The sequence below is a fragment of the Flavobacterium sp. 25HG05S-40 genome (assembly GCF_052654735.1).
In genome coordinates, this window is the sequence record NZ_CP199750.1 from 2,022,291 (window position 1) to 2,046,600 (window position 24,310).

Genomic DNA, 24,310 nt, shown 5'->3' on the forward strand with positions numbered 1-24,310 from the left:
TTAATTCCAGCGGTTTTTATTAAATTGATTTTTCTTCCAGTACCACATCATGATAAAACCAGTTAATGCTCCGCCAACATGTGCAAAATGAGCAATTCCTGTGCCTCCAGAACCGAAAAGTGAATTTCCTTTGATGCCTAAGAACAAATCGATTCCTATGATTACGGGAACAAAATATTTTGCTTTTACCGGAACCGGAATAAACATCAAAGCCAACTCGGCGTTAGGAAACATAAAGGCAAAGGCGGTTAATAAACCGTAAACCGCACCAGAAGCTCCAACTACCGTTCCTTGTGAAATGGAAGCTGCTTGTTGTATCGTATTGAATTGTTCCTGAGTACAACGAGCATTCTCTAACATAGTCTTGATAGGACCTTCAACCATTTGTTTATCGGAACCAAAAAGTGCCGAATAATCGGCGTTTAAGAGTGTATGTATTTGAGTACTGGATAAATTGAGACTGGCTACTTCATCTAATAAAAAATGTATTTGAAGGTAGTTCACACCTGTATATAGTAAAGCTGCTCCAAGTCCGCATGAAATATAAAAGAAAATAAACTTTTTTGCTCCCCAAAAATGTTCTAAAGCGCTTCCAAAAGAAACCAATGCAAACATATTAAAAACGATATGCATTAGATTCGGCATCGGTGCATGCATGAACATGTGCGTAATTGGTTGCCAAAATCGGAAATTGTTACTTTCGGGATAAAACATTGAAAGTAAAGGATAGGCACTAGCCACAAACTGTGAACCTACATAAAATATAATATTGATAATCAGTAACTGCTTAACAGTTTCGGTCATTCGCATCATACGTTGAATTTTTTATCTAAATCTTCCACACTCATGGTGATGAAAGTTGGTTTTTGAAATGGGGAAACGTTTGGTTCTTTACACGCAAAGAGATTATGAACCAAATTCTCTTGTTCTTTTTCAGTTAAATAGGTTCCTGTTTTTACGGCTAAACTTTTCGCCATTGATTTGGCAATGGTATCGTTTTGACTAAAACTGTTATCCGGAATACCATCCTGTAAATCACTCAACAACTCTTCTAAAACAATGGATATCTCACTTTCTGACACATTTACAGGCAGACCGGAAATCAAAATATGATCTTCATTTATGGCTTCAAAAAGAAACCCAGTACTTTCAAGGGAACATCTCAAATCCGTCAACAACTCGATTTCTGCCGAAGAATAATACAACTGCAACGGAAAGAGCATATGCTGACTGGAAGCCTGTTGCACTGTCATACTGGTAAGAAACTCCTCGTATAAAACGCGTTCGTGTGCTCGTTTTTGGTTGATGATTACCATTCCTGATTTTATAGGACTTACAATATATTTTTTATGTATTTGGTACGTGCGCTTGACTTCCTGCTCCAAATCATTTACTTCAAATAACGAAGAGGTCACAGCATCATTTTCGAAAGTCATTTCGCTGATGTCACTCGTGGCTTGTTTTAATCCGACATAAAGGCTTTCCCAACTGGGTTGGTTTTCGGGCTTTTTATAACTTGAAGGTGATGCAAAAGATTTAGCAGGTTTATCTTCGGAAAATGGATTGTAGGTTCGGTCTACTTGAATCGTTGGATATTCGGCTTCTTTATTCTGATATTGATAGGGTGTATCCAAATTCGGATCGCGTTCAAAATCGAGTACCGGAGCCACATTAAACTGCCCTAAACTATGCTTGATGGACGAACGCAGAATAGCATATAAGGCATGTTCATCATCAAACTTAATTTCGGTCTTCGTTGGATGGATATTGATATCAATAGTATGAGGCGGTACCTCTAAATACAAAAAATAACTAGGTTGTGCACCATCTTTCAGCAAACCTTCATACGCTGCCATAACCGCGTGATGCAGATAACCACTTTTGATAAAACGGTTGTTGACAAAAAAGAATTGTTCGCCTCTGTTTTTCTTTGAGAATTCAGGTTTTCCGATAAATCCGTGCAGATTCACGATTTCGGTTTCCTCTTTTACCGGAACCAATTTCTCATTGGTTTTTCCAGAAAACAGATTGACAATACGCTGTCTGAAATTGGATATCGGTAAATTGAACATTTCACTTCCATTGTGATACATTGTAAAATGAATCGAAGGATGCGCCATCGCAACACGCTGAAATTCATCCACAATATGACGTTGCTCCACCGTTTCTGATTTTAAGAAATTACGTCGGGCCGGAATATTAAAAAACAGATTTTTTACAGAAAAGGAGGTGCCTTTTGGTAATACGGAAGGTTCTTGTGACACAAACTTACTTCCTTCAATAATGATGTGTGTTCCTAATTCTTCTTGTTCTTGTTTGGTCTTCATTTCTACATGCGCAATCGCAGCTATAGAAGCTAAAGCTTCTCCACGAAAACCCTTGGTGTGCAGTGAAAATAAATCTTCCGCGTGACGGATTTTAGAAGTAGCGTGACGCTCAAAACACAGACGCGAATCGGTAATGCTCATTCCGACGCCATTATCAATTACCTGAACCAGCGATTTTCCGGCATCTTTTATAATGAGTTTTATATCCGTAGCCTTTGCGTCCACTGCATTTTCCAGTAACTCCTTAACTACAGAAGCAGGTCGTTGGACAACTTCTCCGGCAGCAATCTGGTTGGCAACATGATCAGGAAGTAATTGAATTATGCTAGACATTCTTTAGTGTTCAGTGTTCAGAAATAAGTGTTCAGTATGTGTCAACCGAAGTAAGCAAATTTAAGGAAAAAGTATTGGGATTTATAGTTAATAATTGCCTAAAAATAAAAAACCTATTCACAACGGAATAGGCTCTATTTTATGCTAAAAAAGAACGATTACGAACTTGTTTTTTTTCTTAAATCAGCCATCTTTATTGCCGCAATTGCCGCTTCGGTGCCTTTATTTCCATGAGCACCTCCACTCCTATCGATAGATTGTTGTTCGTTATTGTCTGTTAGCAAACAAAAAATTACGGGAACATCAGTTTGCACGTTTAAATCTTTGATCCCTTGAGTAACGCCTTCACAAACAAATTCAAAATGCATCGTTTCCCCTTTGATAACACAACCAATCGTGATAACCACATCTACCTCTTGCGTAACAATCATCCGTTGTGCCCCATAAACCAATTCAAAGCTTCCGGGCACATTCCACCGAATAATATTTTCCGGTAGCGCGCCACAGTCTAATAAAGCTGCTTCGGCTCCAGAATACAAGCCATTCGTAATGTGATTGTTCCATTCTGAAACAACAATGCCAAACCGAAAATCTTTCGCGTTTGGAAGGCTGTTTTTATCGTAATTGGATAAATTTTTATTTGCAGTTGCCATAAAACTTATTTTTGGAAATAAAAAAGGATTAAAGATACCATCCTTAATCCTTTTAAAATTAGTATTTTTTTGAATTATTGCGCTAAACCAATCAAAGCATCAATACTTTGTGCTTCTGGTGAAGCCTCAAAGTTGTCTTTAATATCTGTGAAATATTTCAAAGCATCCGCTTTGTTACCTAATTCAAAAGCCGTTTTACCTGCTTTTAATAAAAAACGTGGTCTGGTGAAGTCGTTTTTACTAGCATCAGCTGCTTTTACGTAAAAGTCCAAAGCCTCTTTTTGCTTATTTTGTTGTGCATAAGCATCACCAATAGCTCCAATAGCTAAAGTGTTCAACATAATATCATCCGACTTGAATTTCTCTAAACTTGAAATCGCTTCCGCATATTTTTTGGTATTTAAGTAAGCAATACCTGCATAGTAGTTTGCTAAATTTCCAGCATCAGTTCCTGAATATTCGTCAGCAATTTTCACTACTCCAAATTTTCCTTCAGAACCTTTTAAAACTAGGTTGTATAATGAATCTGATTTTGTTCCGGTAACGTCATCCACCGCTTTTTGGAAGTTTTGTTGTGCTACAAACAATTCGTTTGCTGCTTCTTCCTGCTTAGGCTCGGCGATAAATTTTTGATACATTAAATATCCAACAGTAACCAAGGCAACTGCAGCAAGAACTCCGAAAATGGCTTTTTGGTTTCTTTCTACAAAATCCTCTGCTTTGGAAGCTGTCTCATCTAAAGTATCAAATGCTTTAGCTGTTGTGCTGTCTTTGGCATCAACATTAATTTGCTCAATATCTTCAACGTTAGTATTAACTTCTTTTTCGGTTTTTTCTTTCGGTGCTTTATATCCTCTTTTGTTAAAAGTTGCCATCTATTTTTAATTTAGTGTGCGCAAAAATAAAAATTAATTCATATTTTAAAGCTATTTTTGTCGATATTTTTGAATAATTTGCACCTCTTTACTTTGATGTTGTTCATAAAATAAATCAAAATTTCATTTACCTCCTATGAATAAGGAGTTTAAGCATTAATTTTAAACAAAAAACCAAATTGTTTTTAAAGCGCATTTCATTACTCAATTATAAAAATTTCTCGGAAGTTACCTTCGAATTGGATTCGAAAATCAATTGTTTCGTGGGTAAAAATGGTATTGGGAAAACCAATATTCTTGATGCCATTTATCATTTGGCAAATGGTAAGAGTTATTTTAATCCGTTAGCCGTTCAGAATATTAAGCATAATGAAGATTTTTTTGTAGTAGATGGCGAATTTGAAAAAAATGGAAGACAAGAACAGATTTTGTGCAGTCTAAAAAAAGGGCAAAAAAAAATCATGAAACGCAATGGTAAGATTTATGAGAAATTCTCCGATCATATTGGTTTTATTCCGCTAGTCATTATCTCTCCGGCTGACCGTGATTTGATTGTTGAAGGTAGCGAAACACGAAGAAAGTTTATTGACAGTGTCATTTCACAGTTAGACAGCGGTTATTTACAGCAATTGATTCAGTATCAAAAAACCATCAACCAACGCAACGCTTTACTCAAGTATTTTGCTCTTAATCATGTTTTTGAAAACGATACTTTGACTCTATATAATGAACAACTGAATACGTTAGGACAGTCTATTTTTGAAAAAAGAAAGCAGTTTTTAAACGATTTTATTCCGATTTTCAACACCTATCATCAGGAAATTACCAACTCGGCCGAAACAGTGCAATTGGTCTATCAAAGTGATTTGTTTGAAAACGACACCTTGACATTATTGGAACAAAATCTATCCAAAGACAGAGCGCTACAATATACTTCGGTCGGCGTTCATAAAGACGATTTATCGTTTGAAATTGACCATCATCCTATCAAAAAGTTTGGTTCACAAGGACAGCAAAAATCCTTTTTGATTGCGTTGAAACTGGCTCAGTTTGATTTTGTCAAAAAACAAAGTGGTGAAAAACCCATATTACTGTTTGATGATATTTTTGATAAGCTGGATGAATTTCGCGTGAGCAAGATTATTGAAATGGTCAATAACGACGAATTTGGACAATTATTCATTTCAGACACGCATCCGGAACGAACCGAAAACATCGTAAAAACAACCCATCAGAGCTACAAAATTTTTAATTTGTAGTGTTGTACTATTTTGTAATTTAGCTGAAAATTTCAGTACATGAAACCAAAATTTCTATCCTTAGTATTTATTGCCTTTTTATTTGTAAGCTGTCAGGGACAATCTTCTAAAACCATACAAACTATTGATGCCAAAGCTTTTTCAGAAAAACTTAATGCTACTCAAAATCCACAACTCTTGGATGTAAGAACTCCAGCAGAATACAGTAGCGAACATATTGACAATGCCAAGAATGTGAATTGGAACGGAAGCGATTTTGTAACTCAAGCCAATCAATTGGACAAAACAAAACCTGTTTTTGTGTATTGTAAAGTGGGCGGAAGAAGTTCACAAGCAGCCGATAAATTAGCCGAACTCGGATTTAAAGAAATCTACAATCTTGATGGTGGTATCATGAAATGGAATGCGGCCGGCAATAGCAATCCAAGTGAAAAAATTATCGGAATTTGTGATCAGGAATACGGCGAATTAATTCAGTCAAATGACAGAGTTCTGATTGATTTTAATGCCAAATGGTGTGCGCCTTGCAAAAAAATGAACCCGTATATTTTGAAATTTCAAGCCGAAATGAAAGACAAAATTAAAATTGTCCAATTGGATGCAGACGAAAACAAAACCATAGTAAACCAGATGAAATTGGATGGTTTGCCAACGATTATCATCTATGAAAAAGGGAAAGAAGTGTGGCGCAATGTGGGTTATATTTCGGAAGAAGACTTAAAAAAACAGTTGTAATATGTTAACCAAAGAAGCCGTTCAATTTTTCGAAGACTTAGTCGCCAACAACAATACAGATTGGATGCATGCCAACAAAAAAAGGTATGATAATTTCAAAAAGGATTATCATGCTTATATAGCTGCAATTTTGGCAACTATGAAACCATTAGATAAAACTTTGGAGTCTTTAGAGATAAAAAACTGTACATTCCGTATCAATCGCGACATCCGTTTTTCTAAAGACAAATCGCCTTACAAAACCAATATCGGCGTATGGATGTCTCAAAACCAAAACAGCAAAAATGCTCCCGGATATTATATTCATTTTGAAAAAGGAAATTCGTTTATCGCTGGTGGCTGTTGGTGTCCGGAGCCTCATGAATTAAAACAAATCCGAAAGGAAATCGCTTTTTTTTATGACGATTTAGAAGCCATTGTAAACGATACAAAGTTTAAATCTGAATTTGGAGCGCTGACTCGTGATGAAAACAATACGCTTAAAAAAGCACCTAAGGATTTTGAACCCGATCATCCGGCTATCGAGTTTTTGAAACTCAAAAGTTTTACAGCCTCAGCTAAAATCGACGACAAATTATTCTTAGATAAGAATTTTAACCAAATAGTAGCCGAAAAATTAATCGCGCTAAAACCGATGAATGACTTTTTACGAAGAGCATTAGAGACGGAAGCATAAACTATAATGTCGAAAAAACGAATTCTATTTCTTGGCGAAACCTATCGTGCTGACGCCATTACCTGGATGAATGGTCTTAGGGAATTTGGCGACTTTGAAATCGTAACTTGGGAACTACAGACAAGTAGTAGTGGCATTAGTAGAGTAAAACGGTTATTAGAATTAACCAAAGCTATCCTAACCATTAAAAGTATTGCAAAAAAATTCAATGCCGATATGGTTATTGCCGAACGAACAACTAGTTACGGCTTTTTAGCCGCTATTTCAGGCGTAAAACCTATCGCTATCGCGCAGCAAGGCATCTCTGATTTATGGCCGCATCATTCTCCCCTCTATCTTTTTAAGAAAATGCTTCAGGATTATGCTTTCAAAAAAGCAGATTTGATTCATGCATGGGGCGATGTTATGGCGCAACATATGAGAGAAAGTAAAGTAGACATGTCCAAAGTAATGGTTTTGCCTAAAGGAATTCATTTGGATTTCTTTGCTTTCAATGAAACCCACGACGATTCGATGATACACGCTATTGTGACTCGTTCTTTGGAACCCGAATACAAGCATGAGGTAATCTTAAAAGCATTTTCGGTGTTGAAGCAAAAAAACATTCCTTTTCAATTAATCATTATTGGAGATGGAACGGAGCTACAAAACTTAAAACATTTAGTGCAAGAACACAACATCGAAAGCGAAGTGCAGTTTGTTGGAAGAATTAATAATACCGAAATCCCGAAATACTTACAACGTTCCAATTTTTACATTAGTATGCCCATAACAGAAGGCGTTTCGGCTTCACTTTTTGAAGCTATGGCTTGCGGTTGTTTTCCTATTGTGACCGATTTACCTGGAAATAGAAATTGGATTACCGAAAAAGTAAACGGAATACTTGTACCATCGGAAAATCATCTTAAATTAGCCGAAGAATTGCAGTGGGCATTTACCAACAGTAACGTTTCTAAAAAAGCGATAGTTGAAAATAGAAAATTTGTTGAAGCAAATGCCAACTACAAGACGAATATGAAAAAAATTGCAGATACTTATAATGATTTAATCAAAATTAAATCGACTACTCCTTAGAGGTTTATGTGTGGGATTAATGGAATTTTCCATTTGGATTACAAACCAGTTGATCAAAATCAGCTGATTAAAATGCGTGACATTCTGGAACACAGAGGTCCGGACGACTCAGGTATTTACCTCGATAACAATATTGGTTTAGGACACCGAAGATTATCGATAATTGATACTTCTTCAGCAGGACATCAACCTTTTGTTTCCATAGACGGAAGATATATTCTTGTTTTCAATGGAGAAATTTACAATTACCAATCGTTTTTTTCCGAACTTAAAAGTAAAGGCATTGCTTTAAAATCGGGTTCTGATACCGAAGTTTTACTGAAACTTTACGAATTATACGGAATGGACATGCTGCATCGGTTGAACGGAATGTTTGCCTTTGCGATTTGGGATACTGTAACAAAAAAACTGACGCTTTGCCGCGACCGAATGGGTGTAAAACCGCTGTATTACTGTATCCATAAAAACACTTTGTATTTTGCCTCAGAACAAAAAGCGCTTTTTGCAGCCGGAATTCAGATTCAGATTTCTGAAAACGGCATGGAAGAATATGTTTACAATCGTTTTGTAGCTGGTGAAGAAACATTATTTGAAGGGGTCAAAAAAGTACTTCCCGGACATTATATGGTAATTGATGAAGACGGTAAAAGCAAAACCGTAAGATGGTGGAATTTAAAAGAGCAAATTCAGAATCATAGTCCGATAGTAAATCCTAAAAAATGGTTTGAAGAAACCTTCTTTGAGTCGGTCAAACTTCGAATGGTAAGCGATGTGCCGGTTGGTGTTTTATTGAGTGGTGGACTCGACTCCTGCTCCATTTTATCTTCATTACACGAACAGCAATTTGAAAAAATCGAAACTTTCAACATCAGTTTTACAGAAGCAGAGCATAACGAATATCATTTGGCCAAAAAAATAACCGACCAATACGGCTATACTTTTAATCATACCAAATTAGAAAATGAAAGTTTGTATCAAAATCTGATAGAGACCTCCTATTTTCAAGATGAACCCATAATGCATCTCAACGAACCTCATCTTTTAGCCATAGCAAAATTAGCAAAATCCAAAGTTAAAGTATTGCTCTCCGGAGAAGGCGCGGATGAATTAATGGGTGGCTATGTTCGTTACAAAGCCTTGAAAAATCCTTCTTTGTTAAAGGTGATTTCGCAAATCAGTAAGTTTGAAACTTTTAATAAAAAACCGCGTTACGACAAATTATTCCGCTATTCTAAAATCAAAAGTGATGCTGATTTGGTGATTTTCAATGGATGTAGTGTCTATCCTGAAGACATTGCTACTTTTTACGGTAACAAAAATAAACCTATAAATGAATACCGTCATCAAATATTGAAAGAGGCACAAGAATTATATCCCAAAAACCTTCAAAGACAAGCGTTGTATTTTGACCAACACACCTACATGTGTTCGCTGTTGGACCGAAATGACCGCTGTACCATGGGAACTTCTATTGAATGTCGTGAACCCTTTTTGGATCAACGATTGATTGCAGGTTTGGGAACTTTGGAAGACCAATGGATGTTTACCGGAAAAAAAGGAAAATTCATTCTGAAAACCACCATGGAAAACAAACTTCCAAAAGAGATTATCGATTTCAGAAAAATTGGACTCAGTGCTCCATGGGGAAGTTATTTGTTGCGTTTCCCTAGATTTATTGATGAATTGGATCATTTTGCCACAAGTGATATTTTCAATATGCCGATGTTTGAAAACCTAAGCGGTCCAAAGTTGGTTGCCGAGGTCAGAAAAGGAAACACCAAGATTTTGCCCTATTTCATGCCGATATTTATGCTTCACAAATGGCAAAAAAACTATTATAATAAATTCGTTTAAAAAATCTCTTTACCTTACTTTTGTCTAAAGAAGATTTTACAAACATGACTATCCATTCTAATTTTTCTCTCAAGAAATACAATACTTTTGGTATCGAAGCCAAGGCCAAACAATTTGTAGCTGCTCATTCCACCGAAGATTTAAAAACCATTTTACAGCAACATGCCTCTGAACCAAAATTTATTTTGGGCGGCGGAAGCAATATGCTGTTAACTCAGGATATTAAAGCCTTGGTGATTCACGTTGATTTAAAAGGTAAAAAAATCCTAAAAGAAGATGAAGATTTTGTTTGGGTAGAAAGCATGGCTGGAGAAAACTGGCACGAATTTGTACTATGGACGATTGACCAAAACTTTGGCGGTTTAGAAAACATGTCTCTAATTCCGGGGAATGTAGGCACCACGCCTGTTCAAAATATCGGAGCTTATGGCACTGAAATCAAAGATACATTTGTTAGTTGTGAAGCTATAAATAGTGTCACTCAGGAAATGAAAACCTTCACTAAAGAAGAATGTCGTTTTGGTTATAGAGAAAGTATTTTCAAACACGAAGTGAAAGACCAATTCATCATCACTTCAGTGGTTTTCAAACTCACAAAACGCAATCACCACATCAATATTTCTTACGGAGATATTACTAAAGAACTGGAAAAAGAAGGTGTCATCACTCCTACTCTAAAAGATGTTTCCAATGCCGTAATCGCCATTCGACAAAGTAAATTGCCCGATCCTAAAGAACTCGGAAACAGCGGCAGCTTTTTTAAAAACCCGATTATTCCGAAAGAAGCCTACGAAAAAATTAAAGCGTTGCACCCTGAAATGCCACATTATGTTGTTTCAGAAACTGACGTAAAAGTGCCGGCAGGTTGGCTAATAGAAAAGGCTGGTTTTAAAGGAAAACGTTTTGGCGATGCGGGAATCCATAAAAATCAAGCACTGGTTTTAGTGAATTATGGCAATGCAACTGGTCAGGAAATTTTGAATGTGTCCAAAAATATTCAAGCTACCATTTTAAAGGAATTTGGTATTGCCATTGAAGCAGAAGTGAATGTGATTTAAATGAAAACAATACTAGAAACCGAACGTTGTTATCTTCGAGAATTATCTGTTGATGATGCTCCGTCTTTTTTTGCTTTAAATGCTGATGCTGACGTGGTGAAATATACAGGTGACAAAGCTTTTGAAAGTATTCACGAAGCCATAAGTTTTCTGCAAAATTATAATCAATACGAATTATATGGCTTTGGTCGTTGGGCAGTTATCGACAAAAAGACTATGGATTTTATGGGTTGGTGCGGTTTAAAATGCACACCCGAACTAAACGAAGTCGATGTGGGTTTCCGCTTCTTTAAAAAATACTGGGATCAGGGTTATGCCACCGAAACTGCAAAAGCTTGTATTGCATATGGTTTCAACGTTTTACACCTTAAGAAAATTGTCGGAAGATCCATGGAAGCCAATGTTGGTTCTATCAAAGTCTTAAAAAAATCCGGAATGACTTTCATTGGAAAGTTTGATTTTAATTTACACGACGGCTTTTTATACGAAATCGAAAATCCTAAATCATAATTCATAATTCATAATTCATAATTAAATTATGTACATTCCCGAACTTTATAAAAACGAAAACCAAGAAGACATCCAGAACTTCATTCATCAGCATGGGTTTGGAATTCTAGTCAATCAAACGAACGGAAAACTTTGGGCAACCCATATTCCGCTACTTCTGGAAGAAAAAAATGGGAAGCAGTTTTTGGTTGGTCATGTTTCTAAAGAAAATCCGCAAGCAGATAGTTTCAAAAACAATGATGAAATTTTGGCTGTATTTTCGGGTGCACACTCTTATATCTCCTCTTCTTGGTATGATCATGAAAATGTTCCTACATGGAATTATCTTGCTGTTCATGTCTACGGTAAAGTCGCTATCCATTCGCTCGATGAAACTATTGAAGCATTGAAAAGATTGGTTAATAAATATGAAGCTACCTCAGAAAAACCAATTCGTATTGAGGATTTATCTAAGAAAACCATGCTTCAGGCAAGAGGAATAGTTTCGTTTGAAATTGAAATCACTTCCATAGAAGCTAAGAAAAAATTATCGCAAAACAGAGACGACAAAAACTATCAAACTATCATTTCAAAACTCGAAAACTCGAACGATTTTCAAGCCATTGCAATAGCTAACGAAATGAAAAAGAATAGAAAAAATTCATAACGCATAACTCTTAATTCATAATTCATTTTCGTACATTTGCAATCCTTTTTAAAAGTCGAAAAAGCACTATGTTATTACTCGTTTTCTGTTTATTTATTGCCATTGTAGTTATTCAATTTCTGTATTACATTGTTGTTTTTGGTAAATTATCGTTTGCCAAACCACAAACTGCTACCCCAAAAAGAATTCCAATATCGGTAATTGTTTGTGCCAAAAATGAAGAGGAAAATGTAAAGCGACTGATACCGTTACTTACAGAGCAAGATTATCCGCAATTTGAAATTGTTTTGATTGATGATGCCTCGAGCGATAATACACTTGATGTCTTTGAAGAATTTGAAAAGCTACATTCCAACATCCGTTTAGTGAAAGTAGAAAACAACGAAGCCTTTTGGGGCAACAAAAAATACGCTTTAACGCTCGGAATAAAAGCTGCCAAATACGAGTATTTGCTTTTTACCGATGCCGATTGTGTGCCATCATCAAAAGATTGGATAACGACAATGAGTTCGCAGTTTACTGTTGAAAAAACGATTGTGTTGGGATATGGTGCTTATGAAAAAATAGCAGGTTCTTTTTTAAATAAAATCATCCGTTTTGAAACTTTGCTATCGGCAACACAATACCTTTCTTGGGCAAAATTAGGAAAACCCTACATGGGCGTTGGACGAAATATGGCCTACAAAAGAGAAGAGTTTTTCAAGGTTCGCGGTTTTATGGATCACATGAAAATACGTTCAGGAGATGATGATTTGTTTATAAATCAGGCCGCAGATGCCAAAAATACAACAGTTTGTTATTTGCCGGATAGCTTTACCTACTCTAAGCCAAAAACCTCCTTCAAAGACTGGTTTACTCAGAAACGTCGTCATGTTTCTACTGCCAAACATTACAAAATATTTGACCAAAACCAACTCGGTATATTTTATATTTCACAATTGCTTTTCTTAGTATTGCCAATCATTTTGTTAGCATTCCAGTATCAGTGGATTGCTGTTTTGAGCATCATTGGTTTCCGTTATATTTTCGCATGGATTACTATGGGATTTGCAGCCGGAAAGCTAAAGGAAAAAGATGTCATGTATTGGTTTCCGATAATTGAAATCGGTTTAATTCTAGTCCAACTGAACCTATTTATTACCAATACGTTCTCAAAACCGGTACATTGGAAGTAAATCCATATATAGAAAAAGCCAAAAAAGGCGATCAGGTTGCCTTCACCTATTTACTAGACCATTATTGGAATGAAGTCTATGGCTTTATGTTGAAACGTACTGAAAACGAAACCGATGCGGAAGATATAACCATTGAAACTTTTTCGAAAGCCTTTGACAAAATTGCCACATATAATCCCGAATTTCAATTCAATACGTGGCTTATTGCGATTGCCAAGAATGTTCATATTGATATGCTTCGCAAGAAAAAAACAGCACTGTTTGTAGAAATTACTGATGAGGAAGATCAATTAGCTTACAATGTTGCCGATACGACACCCTCTGTGGAAGACGCATTGATAACCGAGCAAAATCTATCACGCTTATTGCAATTCATTAAGGAATTAAAACCACATTATCAGGAAGTAATCCAGCTTCGCTACTTTCAGGAAATGAGTTATCAGGAAATTGCCGAACAATTGGGAGAACCTCTTAGCAACGTCAAAATTAAATTGCTTCGTGCCAAAAAACTACTGGCTGAAATCATTGAAAGCAAAAAATAATACTTTTTATTTTACCATAAAACACTTTAAATCTTCAATGTTTTAAGGGTTTTGATAATTTTATCTGAAAAAATAGTTGAAACCCATATACTATTTTTAAAATTACTGCGTTATCTATTTAAAATCAACGCTTATGTAACATAGATACTTAACTTATAAACCATTTAATCATGTCAAACGTTAGTATTTATGAAAAAAACTGGACAGAACTAGTTTTTGAAGACAGAAACAAGGCCTATGGCGCTTACCAATTGCGTCAGGAAAACTCCCGAACTACACTACTTGCTTTTTTTAGCGGCATTCTTTTACTTCTTGCCTTGATGGGCTCTTGGATGTTACTTTCCTCTTTTGGGACGAAGACTGCGATAAATCCATTACTAGAAGATGATTTTGTTGTAAAGCTTACAGACTATAACAGACCTCGAAAAAACCCTGAAGAAAATAAGGCTATTGTTCCTTTAAAAAAAACGGAAGAAAGCAAGAAAATTGAAAAGAAAGATTTAATAGATCCAACTATAGTAAAACCTGAAGATACTCCTGATGATTTAAGAACCAACAAAGAGGTAAAGGAAAACCCCACTAATGCTAGTAATCAAACGGATGGTGGCGCAACTACAGGAATCGCAACTACAGGTTCAGCAACCGGAAAACCTTCAACAGATGACGGTAAACCATCAGCACCCGTAGGTCCGGTAACTACCAATATGCTTGACAAGCTTCCGGAATACCCTGGTGGCATTAAGAAATTCTATGAATATGTAGGCAACAACATCGAAAAATCAGAATTTGAAAATTCAGTTAATGTGATCATGTCCTTTGTAATCGAAAAAGATGGCGGCATGACCGATATTAAAGCCTTAAGAAGTAATGATAAAATATTGGAAAAAGAAGCTATTCGCGTTTTAAAAGGCTTAAAAATAAAATGGGCACCTGGCTATTTGAATGGTGAAAAAGTGAGAACGCAGTATACACTTCCAATTAGAGTTACTATATAAAAAAACACATTGACCGCTAATGTTTTTGCCCCTAAACCTGGCTTGTCCTTCTTGGCTTGTCAGGTTTAATTGTTTTTAATAACTACGCTGATAACTTTAGAAAATCCTTGTTTACATTCTAGTCAAATTATGGTATTATTGTAAACTTTAAATTATTATGAAGCTTACCCTAATTACCCTTTTCTTTTCTGTTTTATGTTATTTTTCGGGACCAAAATCCGGAACAGCATCTCTTGATGCTGAGCAAACTATTGACGATAGTTTATTGGTGAAATCAGCTTTTCCGATAAAAATGGGAAAAATATCGGAGACTTACATTGCTGAAAAAAGACACTTTATCGATTCCTTTTACAACAAGAATATCAATTCCCCTTTTTACAGTGGCGCCTTTATTGTGGTAAAAAACGGACGCATTCTCTATGAAGATTACAAAGGTTTTGCTAATGCTAAAACTGGTCAAAAAATAGACAAAAACACGCCGATTCATTTAGCTTCGGTAAGTAAAGTGTTGACCGCAACAGCTATTTTAAGGTTGGTACAGCAGGACAACATTATGTTGGATCAAAAAGTCACCGACTGGCTTCCAAACTTTCCGTATAAAAACACCACCATCAGAACACTACTGAATCACAGAAGTGGTTTGCAACATTATGCCAACTTTCCCGGACTGATGAAGAAAAGATGGAATAGGTCTAAAATACTAACGAATCAGGATGTATTTAATTTATTGGTTCAGAATAAATTCCGATTAGTTACTCCAAATGATACCCATTTTGACTATTGTAATACGAACTATATTATCTTGGCGCTAATAATAGAAAAAGCCACTGGTTTAAACTACCGAAGAGCCATGCAAGAATTGGTTTTCAAGCCTTTAGAAATGAACAATACCTTTGTTTTTGATTATGATAAAGATCGGGAAACAGTAACCAAATCGTATCGAGGAAACAACATTTTCCCGTGGGATCAGTTTGATAATTTATATGGAGATAAAAATATTTATTCTACACCGAGAGATTTGGCAAAATTTGATTTGGGAACTTACTCTCCAGAATTCATAAAACCAGAACTTTTGCAGGAAGCATATGTTGGCTATAGTGCCGGAAAAGTTGCCAAGCCTATCAAAGACTACGGATTGGGAATGCGAATGCGCTTTTTACCTCCAAACGGAGAGAAGATGGTGTATCATAACGGTTGGTGGCACGGAAATAATACTTCTTTTGTTCCGGTTAGAAAAGATACTGTAACTGTGGTGTGCCTTGGAAATAAATATTCTAACCGACCTTATTCCACTTTAAGTATGGTCAGTAGTTTATTTTACAAAAAGAAAACAGAAATTGAAACTCCGGTACCAACAGAACTCGAACTTGGGGAATAAATTAAGCTTTAACTAAATAAATTCCGTCGTCTTTAATTTCGATAAGTTTGTCTTTATAAAGTGATCCGATGGCTTTTTTAAAGGTCTTTTTGCTCATCTTCAAAACCGTTTTGATATCTTCTGGATGACTGTTGTCATTTAATCGTAAAAAACCTCGGCTCGCTCGTAACTCATCCAGGATTTTCTCGGCATTAGGCTCAATGTTTTCATAGCCTTGCTTTTGCAAGGAAACATCGATTTTATTATCGGGGCGAATGGTTTTGATATAACCGGTCATTCGGTCTCCCGTTCGAATATCATCATATACTTGATCTTTGTATAACAATCCTTTATGAATGTCGTTGATGATGACATTTATACCTAAATCGGTTATGTGTGATATGATTAAATCAACTTCATCTCCTTCAGCAACCGTGAGATTTTCGTTATTTAGAAACTGATTGGTTTTACTCGAAGCTACTATTCTGTTGGTTTTTTCATCTATGTGAGCAAACACTAAATATCGCTTTCCTTTTTCCATCGGACGAGCTTGTTCTTTGAACGGTACAAAAAGATCTTTTTCCAAACCCCAATCCAAAAAAGCACCAAATTGGTTGACATAATTGACGCGCAATAACCCGAATTCATCCATCAAAATATAAGGTTCTAATGTGGTAGCTACAGGTCTTTCTTCATGATCAAGATACACAAAAACAATAATCTCATCGCCAATACTGTACTCTTTCGGAACATACTTAAGTGGTAATAAAACATCCTCCTTACCATCGGTTAAAAAAAGTCCCACTTTGGTTTCTCTATCAATTTTGAGTGTGTTGTAATGTCCGATTTCCATCTTAAATGCTTGTAAATTATGAATGGCAAAGATAAGGTTTCTTTTTTGTTCCTAATTAGCAGCCATAATTATCTTTTTGCTAATCAGAGATGAATCATTATAGTCTTTTAACTGTTGATTTTTAACTGTTGTAACATAAAAGTGCTTAACATTAAAATACCAGTACAATTTTCGTGCATCAGTGTCTGATGCATTGATTAGCGCAACAAAATTTGTACTTTTGGTTTTGTAACAAAACCTATCCTTTCTATACTAACTCGACTATGAGTGACAACTTGGAACAACAATTCGTTAAACAATTAAAGGAAAATCAGAACATTATCCACAAGATATGTCGACTGTATACCAATGATGACGATGCGCATAAAGATTTGTTTCAAGAAATTACTATTCAGTTATGGAAAGCCTACCCAAAGTTTAGAGGAGAATCTAAATTTTCAACTTGGGCCTATCGTGTAGCACTAAACACCGCTATTACCCTCTACAGAAAAAGTACCCGAAGTGTTGCTACTACAAGTTATGAAGGTCAGAAACATTTTATTTTGCAAGAAGATTACAATTTTGAAGAAGAAGAACAAATCAAGTTGATGTATCAAGCGGTGCAACAATTAAATGATATCGAAAAAGCTTTGGTATTCCTTTACCTGGAAGACAAAGATTACACAGACATATCAGAAACACTGGGTATTAGTGAAGTCAATGCCCGTGTAAAAATGAACCGAATTAAAGGAAAATTAAAAAAGATATTAAATCCCTAAGGATTATGGAAGAGTTGGATTTATTAAAAAAGGCGTGGCAGAAAGACACCCATAAGTATGAGCAGGTTTCGGAAAACGAAATCTACAAAATGCTACACACTAAATCATCATCGATAGTAAAATGGATATTGATTATTAGCATACTAGAATTTATTCTTTGGAATATCATCAGTATTCTGTTTTTGGGAGATAGTTATATCCGAAATAAATATGGTAACGAAATGTATGACTATGTGGTAGAAATCAATTTTGTCTACAATGTCATCAATTACACTGTTGTAGCCATATTTATCTATTTATTTTATGTAAACTACAAAAGAATATCCACCACTACATCGACCAAACAACTGATGCAGGACATCTTAAAAACCCGAAAAACGGTACATTACTATGTTTGGTTTAACATCCTCTTTTTTGTGGTAGGCGTTTTGGTTATTTTGTATTTTCAACTGAATTACGACAAAAAATTTGCCATAGTCATGGAACGTATCCACAATGACAGCGGTTATATGGTAATGTGTAAAACGTTTGGAATTGTACTTGGTCTGATATTGATAATTGTCTTTTTTATATGGCTTTTCTACAGAATCATTTATGGTATTTTACTAGGCAAACTCAATAAAAATTATAAGGAATTAAAAAAGATAGATTTGTAATTTATGCAAACCTAATTCTAAAGCACAAAAAATCCCTCTATTGAGGGATTTCGTTTTTATCTACATTCCATTTTCTTAGTTTGTTTAATCGCTCTTGTTCTTCGATTTCCTCGGCTGGAATTACTTTTAAGAAGGACGGATGCTGCTCTATGGCATATTCTACCTTTTCGACTATCTGTTCGATGGTTTCATTTTCGTAATCAATTACTAATGGTTCTTTGATGATAAACGACTGTAATATGTTTTTCTTTTTCATTCGCAATCCTTTTTTATCAAACGAGCGACGAAAACCATCAATAACAATGGGAACAACAATGGGTTTATATTGTTTGATAATATGCGCTGTACCTTTGCGTACAGGCTTAAATGATTTGGTGGTTCCTTGTGGAAACGTAATAACCCAACCGTCTTCCAGAGCAATACGGATGTTCTCGGTATCATTTGGGTTTACTTCACGTTTTTCAGTTACGTCCTGACCTCCGGAACGCCAAGTACGTTCTACAGAAATAGCGCCAACATACGCTAAAATCCTCGGTAAAATTCCGGATCTCATTGTTTCACTTGCCGCAACATAATAGATATTCATTTTAGGTTGCCATAAATAACCCACATTTTTGATATTATCCTGTCTACCGGAAAGACTGGCATTAAAAACGTGAAACATGGCTACAACATCAGCAAAATAGGTTTGGTGATTCGAGATAAACAACACATTTTTATCGGGTAAAGAGGCTATAATTTCGGAGCCATCAATATACAATTCGTTAAAACCCCTATATCTTCGATGCGTTATGACACCAAAAATACGGATTAACCATTTTTTAATAAAGAGTATATGACCAAAAGGATTTCTTTTAAATAAACCCATAATTGTAATTTTGTTAGTCCTAATGTTAAGGGAGGCAAATCTACAAAAAACTACACTTTATAAAACCATTTTTAAGGTTTCTTTCAACTCACTTAAAATCATGGCAGTGGCTCCCCAAATAAAATGCTCTTTCACTTGAAAACCAGGTACATCAATGCTTCCGGCATACGACGTGTTCATGGTAGTAGTCGTCAAAATTTTATCATCTAAAAAATCTAATAACGGAAACTCGACAATTCCAGCTACTTCATCTTCTTGTAAAACAAATTCCAATTCATCCTGACTGTACCCTAAAAAAGGATACACCATAAAATTACTTGGCGGAATATAAACTTCGGTAAAAGCCCGAATTACATTGATGGAATTAGGATGTATTCCTATTTCTTCGTGAGTTTCCCTAAGCGCTGTATGCTTCAAATCAAAATCCTCAAGTTCCACTTTTCCGCCAGGAAAAGCGATTTGTGACGAATGCACACCATTATAGCTTGTACGCAGAATTAATGCCAAATGCGTTTGGAAATTCTTTGGATAAAAAAGCATCATTACCGCTGCTCTTTTAGGGATTATTTTACTGAAATCGGTATTTCTGATAAGTTCTTCTCTATTGGGCGGAACCATTTTTGCATGAGCAAGGGTTGCTGGTAGCTCAACATTTAGTATTTTTGGTGCCTGTTTTAAAAACTCATCGAAATGCATAGCGTAGGTTTTGAAATATAAAGTTACCTTAAAAATTTAACGCTTTCAAATTTTACCAAACTAAAATGTACAGCAAGCAAGAAGCCGCACTTATTAAAAAAGAATTCTGGACAGCATTTGCAACAGTCTATCCCAGAAAATGGTTGTTGTATGATACTAAGATTAAAGATGTGACTTTTAAGTTTTACATAGATAACAAAAAGGCACAGGTTTTATTAGACATTGAACCCAAAGAAGAAGAAAAGCGCAAAATTTATTTTGAAAAAATAGAATCGTTAAAAAGTATTTTGCTCGAAGAATATCTTCCGGAAGCCATATTCGAAAGAAATTTTTATCTGGAAAATGGCAAGGTTATCAGTAGAATTTGGATTGAAAAACTGGAAGTTAGTTTGAATAATAAAAACAATTGGGGAGAAATTTTTGCTTTCTTTAATGCCACTATGGCGCAATTTGAACTTTTCTTCTATGAGTACGAAGAATATATTAAAGATTTGGAAACCAATACCTAACGAAGAATTACATCTTGTATTACTTCTTTTCCAATTTCTTCGTTAATCATCTTGATAATCTTCTGTTTTCCATAACTCAACTCTTCTCGCAACACTGCTGAAGTAAGTGAGACATAAAGTGTTGTCCCTTTTAGAATTACTTCTTTTGTATAACTGTTGACACCATTTCCCATTAATGATTTCCAGGCTTCCTGAACATCAATTTTGTCCATGCCTGCTTGGAGTTTGTTTTTCTCAATAAACTCCTTTAAAACATCTGCTATAGAGCCTTCATTACTTGTTCTTCTTGCCATTCTGTAAATTGTTTACGCTTATTTAAAAGAAAAAGGGCGGAATCTTTTGTAGGTATACTCTAAGTTTTCTTTGCTTTTCAATACCAAAAGTGAGTCTTCAAGAGTTATAATCTCTTCTTTCCATTTTCCGTATTGGGTATTGTATTCAATATAAAAAACATTCTTGTTTTCTACAATTTTTATTGTTTCCTTGATATCATTGGTTTTGAATTTTCCATCAAACTGTGGCATTACTTTTTGGCGAAATCCAATAGTATTCTTGATACTGAAATAATCAATAGTTTCATTAACTTTATAGTCTTTGGTTTTACCATCGGCTAACGTTACCTCCTTAATTTCCCAATAACCGTTGAGTTTTTTTAAGTCTTCGCTTTTTACATCTGAATGACATGAAATCAATGTAAAAAAGAATAGTATCAAGCCAATTTTCTTCATTTCAAATTTGAATTATAGTTGTACAAATTTAATTCTAAAATCAACACAGTAATTGAAAATAAAAATTAATATCTGAACATTAAACTATTTTCTATATTTAAAGTCAAAAGAGAAAATTACTGCTATGAAAAAGATATACTTTCTTCCCATTTTACTTTTGCTGTTTTCAAACTGTAGCTCTGATGCTTCATCAGATCCTGATCCTGTAGAAGAACAAATGTACTTTCCTCCTAATGATGGTAGTTCCTCATGGGAAACAAAGTCGATAGCTGCTTTGAACTGGAATCAAACTGCCGTACAACCATTATTAGATTATCTGCAGGAAAAAAATACCAAATCCTTTATTGTTTTAGTTAATGGTCGGATTGTAATAGAAAATTACTTTAACGGACATACTGTAACAACACCTTGGTATTGGGCTAGCGCCGGTAAAACATTGACCGCAACTGTAACCGGAATTGCTCAGGACGAGGGTTTACTCAATATTAATAATAAAGTTTCTGATTATTTGGGAACGGGATGGACAAGTGCGCCTTTGGCAAAAGAGAATCTAATTACTTGTAAAAACCTATTATCCATGAACTCCGGATTAAACGATGCTCTAGGAGATGATGTATCGCCTAACAACTTACAATATGTAGCCGATGCAGGAAATCGATGGGCCTATCACAATGTATATGTGAAATTGCAAGATGTTGTAGCAGAAGCTAGCGGACAAAGCTGGGCAAATTATTTCAATACCAAACTCCGTGATCGCATTGGAATGACGGGTGGAAGTTGGATAAACTTAGACAACTTAAGTGTGTATTGGAGCACGACGCGGAATATGGCTCGATTTGGATTATTAGCCTTAAATCAGGGAAAATGGAATGGAACGACTATCGTGAACCAAAACTATTGGAATCAAGCCACAACGACTTCTCAAAATATCAATCAGGCTTATGGTTATTTGTGGTGGTTAAACGGAAAATCGTCTTATCATTTACCTCAAAGTCAATTTCAGTTTAGCGGTAACTTAATTCCGAATGCGCCGAGTGATATGTATGCTGCTTTAGGAAAAAATGATCAAAAAATATATGTTATTCCCAGCAAGAAAATGGTCATTATTAGAATGGGGGAAGTGGCAAATCCAGAGAATCCGACTTTTGCATTATCCGGATTTGATAATGAATTGTGGGCAAAAATCTCTGCTTTATACCAATAACTATTACTTTCTATTGAGCAAACGAATCGTTGCGTAAACGAATAATACAAACGCAATCAGACGCAATCCCATAAAAATATTAGGTAATGGTTTTTGAATGAAATAACTCAATCCAGCGATTAGTAAACTGATTACGATGAGTGTTATTGGAGACGAATCTTTGAAGAAAGAAGTAATTTTATTCATGCGCTATTTTATTTAAAAAACGAATCTACAAATTCAAATTTATTAAAAACCTGCAAATCTTCGATGCTTTCGCCTACTCCGATATATTTAACAGGGATTTGGAATTGATCTGAAATTCCAATGACTACACCGCCTTTTGCAGTTCCATCTAATTTGGTTACAGCCAAAGATGTAACTTCTGTCGCCGCAGTAAATTGTTTTGCTTGTTCAAAAGCATTCTGTCCTGTAGAACCGTCTAAAACGAGCATCACATCGTGAGGAGCATCTTCCACTACTTTTTGCATGACTCTTTTTACTTTGGTCAATTCGTTCATCAGATTCACTTTGTTGTGCAAACGACCTGCGGTATCGATAATGACCACATCGGCATCTTGAGTAACAGCGCTTTGTAAAGTATCAAAGGCAACCGAAGCCGGATCACTTCCCATTTGCTGTTTTACAATTGGCACACCCACTCTATCTGCCCAAATCTGTAATTGGTCAATTGCAGCGGCCCGAAAAGTATCGGCAGCTCCAAGCACTACTTTATAACCTGCTTTTTTGAATTGATAGGCTAATTTACCAATGGTTGTTGTTTTACCTACTCCATTAACGCCAACAACCATAATTACGTATAGTTTTTTGTTAGACGGAATGGAAAATTCGGTTTCTTCACCCGATTTGGTTTCAGAAAGTAAACCGGCAATTTCCTCGCGGAGGATTTTATTAAGCTCGTCTGTTCCCATATATTTGTCGTTGGAAACACGCTCTTCGATTCTTTGAATAATTTTTAGGGTAGTATTGACACCAACATCCGAAGAAACCAAAATTTCTTCTAGATTGTCTAAAACTTCATCATCCACTTTTGATTTACCGGCAACAGCCTTAGTAAGTTTGGATAAGAAGGAAGTACTTGATTTTTCAAGTCCTTTATCTAAGTTCTCTTTCTTGTCTGAAGAGAATAATCTTTTGAAAAAACTCATTTTAATTTAGGATTAAGTCCCGAAGTTTCGGGATTATGAACTAGGATTTAGCCTAATGTTTTCTAAATAACTCGGGCAAATATAAAAATAAAAAAGCTACTTTCGAATGAAAGTAGCTTAGATATATAGCGTTTGTTGAATTATTTCTTTTTCAAGAAAGTATCTACTTCTTCTGGAGTCATAATGCTTTCAACGAAAGTATAAGCACCTGTTTTTGGAGATTTAACCATTTTAATTGCTTTGGTTAATCTTTTTGAAGCTGTTTGTAAGGTTGCAACGGTTTTCTTTGCCATGATTGATATGTATTTTAATTTTAAAAAATCTAAATATAACTATTTGAGATTTTCTTAAAAAGTCTAATTATTTAATTTCTTTATGAACAGTCATTCTCTTTAAGATTGGATTAAATTTTTTAATCTCTAATCTGTCTGGAGTATTTTTTTTGTTTTTGTTTGTGATGTAACGAGAAGTCCCTGGAAGTCCAGTTCCTTTGTGCTCAGTACACTCTAAAATAACTTGTATTCTATTACCTTTCTTTGCCATCTTACTTTATTTTTTTTTATGGTTTGGGATTATCCGATAAATCCGTTAGCTTTTGCATCTTTTAATACTGCAGCCAAACCTTTTTTATTGATTGTTTTAATTGTAGACGCAGCTACTCTTAGAGTAATCCATCTGTCTTCTTCAGCAAGATAGAAACGTTTTTTTACTAAGTTAACAGAAAATTTTCTCTTAGTTTTGTTCATAGCGTGAGAAACATTATTTCCCACCATCGCTCTTTTACCTGTAAGGTCACAAACTCTTGACATTATACTTATCTT

The 24,310-nt window shown here is 35.3% G+C and carries 30 protein-coding genes; 16 read left to right on the plus strand and 14 right to left on the minus strand.

All coding sequences use genetic code 11. The features are described 5' to 3' along the window. From ACULEU_RS08765 to ACULEU_RS08780, 4 genes are all read right to left on the minus strand, one after another. Complete coding sequence (locus ACULEU_RS08765; protein ID WP_445452225.1) at positions 1-813, minus strand: rhomboid family intramembrane serine protease; 813 nt, start codon at positions 811-813, stop codon at positions 1-3. Then, positions 810-2,660 (minus strand): DNA mismatch repair endonuclease MutL, encoded by a 1,851-nt coding sequence (gene mutL, locus ACULEU_RS08770; RefSeq protein ID WP_445452226.1) that lies wholly within the window; start codon positions 2,658-2,660, stop codon positions 810-812. The genes ACULEU_RS08765 and mutL overlap by 4 nt, the downstream gene beginning before the upstream one ends. 158 nt (positions 2,661-2,818) lie before the next feature. Then, entirely contained in the window at positions 2,819-3,313 is a 495-nt protein-coding gene (gene ribH / locus ACULEU_RS08775) for a 6,7-dimethyl-8-ribityllumazine synthase (RefSeq protein WP_445452227.1), read from the minus strand. 74 nt (positions 3,314-3,387) lie between these two features. Then, positions 3,388-4,188, minus strand: a complete 801-nt coding sequence (locus ACULEU_RS08780) for a tetratricopeptide repeat protein (protein ID WP_445452228.1) — start codon at positions 4,186-4,188, stop codon at positions 3,388-3,390. A 179-nt stretch (positions 4,189-4,367) separates the two neighbouring features. On the opposite strand from ACULEU_RS08780, the gene recF reads away from it, so the two are divergent. The 12 genes from recF (at position 4,368) to ACULEU_RS08840 (ending at position 16,090) form a co-directional block, all read left to right on the plus strand. Next, the gene (recF, locus tag ACULEU_RS08785) at positions 4,368-5,447 is read left to right on the plus strand and encodes a DNA replication/repair protein RecF (protein WP_445452229.1); all 1,080 of its coding nucleotides are present in this window, start codon (positions 4,368-4,370) and stop codon (positions 5,445-5,447) included. Positions 5,448-5,486: 39 nt separating this feature from the next. Continuing rightward, complete coding sequence (locus ACULEU_RS08790) at positions 5,487-6,182, plus strand: thioredoxin domain-containing protein (RefSeq protein ID WP_445452230.1); 696 nt, start codon at positions 5,487-5,489, stop codon at positions 6,180-6,182. 1 nt (position 6,183) lies between these two features. Continuing rightward, a complete protein-coding gene (locus tag ACULEU_RS08795) occupies positions 6,184-6,858 on the plus strand; it encodes a DUF2461 domain-containing protein (RefSeq protein ID WP_445452231.1) in 675 nt (224 codons plus the stop codon). Positions 6,859-6,864: 6 nt separating this feature from the next. Further along, entirely contained in the window at positions 6,865-7,932 is a 1,068-nt protein-coding gene (locus ACULEU_RS08800) for a glycosyltransferase (protein WP_445452232.1), read from the plus strand. 6 nt (positions 7,933-7,938) lie between these two features. Next, on the plus strand, positions 7,939-9,786 hold the full coding sequence (gene asnB / locus ACULEU_RS08805; protein ID WP_445452233.1) for an asparagine synthase (glutamine-hydrolyzing): 1,848 nt from the start codon (positions 7,939-7,941) through the stop codon (positions 9,784-9,786). Positions 9,787-9,830: 44 nt separating this feature from the next. Then, positions 9,831-10,844 (plus strand): UDP-N-acetylmuramate dehydrogenase, encoded by a 1,014-nt coding sequence (gene murB, locus ACULEU_RS08810; protein ID WP_445452234.1) that lies wholly within the window; start codon positions 9,831-9,833, stop codon positions 10,842-10,844. Continuing rightward, positions 10,845-11,354: a GNAT family N-acetyltransferase gene (locus ACULEU_RS08815; protein WP_445452235.1), complete on the plus strand. Its 510-nt coding sequence runs from the start codon at positions 10,845-10,847 to the stop codon at positions 11,352-11,354. It begins immediately after the preceding gene. A gap of 28 nt (positions 11,355-11,382) precedes the next feature. Beyond that, on the plus strand, positions 11,383-12,000 hold the full coding sequence (locus tag ACULEU_RS08820; RefSeq protein ID WP_445452236.1) for an FMN-binding negative transcriptional regulator: 618 nt from the start codon (positions 11,383-11,385) through the stop codon (positions 11,998-12,000). A gap of 68 nt (positions 12,001-12,068) precedes the next feature. Continuing rightward, positions 12,069-13,175 (plus strand): glycosyltransferase, encoded by a 1,107-nt coding sequence (locus ACULEU_RS08825; RefSeq protein ID WP_445452237.1) that lies wholly within the window; start codon positions 12,069-12,071, stop codon positions 13,173-13,175. Further along, the gene (locus ACULEU_RS08830) at positions 13,166-13,717 is read left to right on the plus strand and encodes an RNA polymerase sigma factor (RefSeq protein ID WP_445452238.1); all 552 of its coding nucleotides are present in this window, start codon (positions 13,166-13,168) and stop codon (positions 13,715-13,717) included. Before ACULEU_RS08825 ends, ACULEU_RS08830 begins: the two co-directional genes overlap by 10 nt. Positions 13,718-13,887: 170 nt before the next feature. Next, positions 13,888-14,712, plus strand: coding sequence for an energy transducer TonB (locus ACULEU_RS08835; protein ID WP_445452239.1), 825 nt, complete (start codon positions 13,888-13,890; stop codon positions 14,710-14,712). A gap of 157 nt (positions 14,713-14,869) precedes the next feature. Continuing rightward, on the plus strand, positions 14,870-16,090 hold the full coding sequence (locus ACULEU_RS08840) for a serine hydrolase domain-containing protein (protein WP_445452240.1): 1,221 nt from the start codon (positions 14,870-14,872) through the stop codon (positions 16,088-16,090). Between the two features lies 1 nt (position 16,091). Here ACULEU_RS08840 and ACULEU_RS08845 read toward each other — a convergent pair whose 3' ends face one another. Continuing rightward, the gene (locus ACULEU_RS08845) at positions 16,092-16,922 is read right to left on the minus strand and encodes a CvfB family protein (RefSeq protein ID WP_445452241.1); all 831 of its coding nucleotides are present in this window, start codon (positions 16,920-16,922) and stop codon (positions 16,092-16,094) included. Positions 16,923-17,185: 263 nt separating this feature from the next. Between ACULEU_RS08845 and ACULEU_RS08850 the strand changes: the two genes are divergently transcribed. Then, positions 17,186-17,680: an RNA polymerase sigma factor gene (locus ACULEU_RS08850; protein ID WP_445452242.1), complete on the plus strand. Its 495-nt coding sequence runs from the start codon at positions 17,186-17,188 to the stop codon at positions 17,678-17,680. A gap of 5 nt (positions 17,681-17,685) precedes the next feature. Continuing rightward, positions 17,686-18,336, plus strand: a complete 651-nt coding sequence (locus tag ACULEU_RS08855; RefSeq protein WP_445452243.1) for a hypothetical protein — start codon at positions 17,686-17,688, stop codon at positions 18,334-18,336. Between the two features lie 37 nt (positions 18,337-18,373). Here the strand turns inward: ACULEU_RS08855 and ACULEU_RS08860 are convergent, their stop codons facing one another. Both ACULEU_RS08860 and ACULEU_RS08865 read right to left on the minus strand, forming a co-directional pair. Continuing rightward, positions 18,374-19,204 carry a lysophospholipid acyltransferase family protein gene (locus ACULEU_RS08860; RefSeq protein WP_445452244.1) on the minus strand — a complete coding sequence of 277 codons (831 nt, stop codon included), beginning with the start codon at positions 19,202-19,204 and terminating at the stop codon, positions 18,374-18,376. A gap of 57 nt (positions 19,205-19,261) precedes the next feature. Further along, entirely contained in the window at positions 19,262-19,900 is a 639-nt protein-coding gene (locus tag ACULEU_RS08865; RefSeq protein ID WP_445452245.1) for an NUDIX hydrolase, read from the minus strand. Between the two features lie 65 nt (positions 19,901-19,965). Between ACULEU_RS08865 and ACULEU_RS08870 the strand changes: the two genes are divergently transcribed. Further along, the gene (locus tag ACULEU_RS08870) at positions 19,966-20,409 is read left to right on the plus strand and encodes a DUF4268 domain-containing protein (protein WP_445452246.1); all 444 of its coding nucleotides are present in this window, start codon (positions 19,966-19,968) and stop codon (positions 20,407-20,409) included. Here the strand turns inward: ACULEU_RS08870 and ACULEU_RS08875 are convergent. Both ACULEU_RS08875 and ACULEU_RS08880 read right to left on the minus strand, forming a co-directional pair. Further along, positions 20,406-20,702, minus strand: coding sequence for a DUF721 domain-containing protein (locus ACULEU_RS08875; protein WP_445452247.1), 297 nt, complete (start codon positions 20,700-20,702; stop codon positions 20,406-20,408). The two genes, ACULEU_RS08870 and ACULEU_RS08875, sit on opposite strands and share 4 nt — an antisense overlap. 18 nt (positions 20,703-20,720) lie before the next feature. After that, entirely contained in the window at positions 20,721-21,137 is a 417-nt protein-coding gene (locus tag ACULEU_RS08880; protein ID WP_445452248.1) for a hypothetical protein, read from the minus strand. 124 nt (positions 21,138-21,261) lie between these two features. On the opposite strand from ACULEU_RS08880, the gene ACULEU_RS08885 reads away from it, so the two are divergent. Continuing rightward, positions 21,262-22,341 (plus strand): serine hydrolase domain-containing protein, encoded by a 1,080-nt coding sequence (locus ACULEU_RS08885; protein WP_445452249.1) that lies wholly within the window; start codon positions 21,262-21,264, stop codon positions 22,339-22,341. 3 nt (positions 22,342-22,344) lie between these two features. Here ACULEU_RS08885 and ACULEU_RS08890 read toward each other — a convergent pair whose 3' ends face one another. The 5 genes from ACULEU_RS08890 to rpmB all read right to left on the minus strand — a co-directional run bounded on the left by ACULEU_RS08890 (position 22,345) and on the right by rpmB (position 24,298). Further along, positions 22,345-22,527, minus strand: coding sequence for a hypothetical protein (locus ACULEU_RS08890; RefSeq protein ID WP_445452250.1), 183 nt, complete (start codon positions 22,525-22,527; stop codon positions 22,345-22,347). An 8-nt stretch (positions 22,528-22,535) separates the two neighbouring features. Next, positions 22,536-23,489 carry a signal recognition particle-docking protein FtsY gene (gene ftsY / locus ACULEU_RS08895; protein ID WP_445452251.1) on the minus strand — a complete coding sequence of 318 codons (954 nt, stop codon included), beginning with the start codon at positions 23,487-23,489 and terminating at the stop codon, positions 22,536-22,538. 140 nt (positions 23,490-23,629) lie between these two features. Next, complete coding sequence (locus ACULEU_RS08900; protein WP_236464348.1) at positions 23,630-23,782, minus strand: DUF4295 domain-containing protein; 153 nt, start codon at positions 23,780-23,782, stop codon at positions 23,630-23,632. Positions 23,783-23,849: 67 nt separating this feature from the next. After that, on the minus strand, positions 23,850-24,032 hold the full coding sequence (gene rpmG, locus ACULEU_RS08905; protein WP_035126304.1) for a 50S ribosomal protein L33: 183 nt from the start codon (positions 24,030-24,032) through the stop codon (positions 23,850-23,852). Between the two features lie 29 nt (positions 24,033-24,061). Next, the gene (gene rpmB, locus ACULEU_RS08910) at positions 24,062-24,298 is read right to left on the minus strand and encodes a 50S ribosomal protein L28 (protein ID WP_169524749.1); all 237 of its coding nucleotides are present in this window, start codon (positions 24,296-24,298) and stop codon (positions 24,062-24,064) included. Between the last annotated feature and the right edge of the window lie 12 nt (positions 24,299-24,310).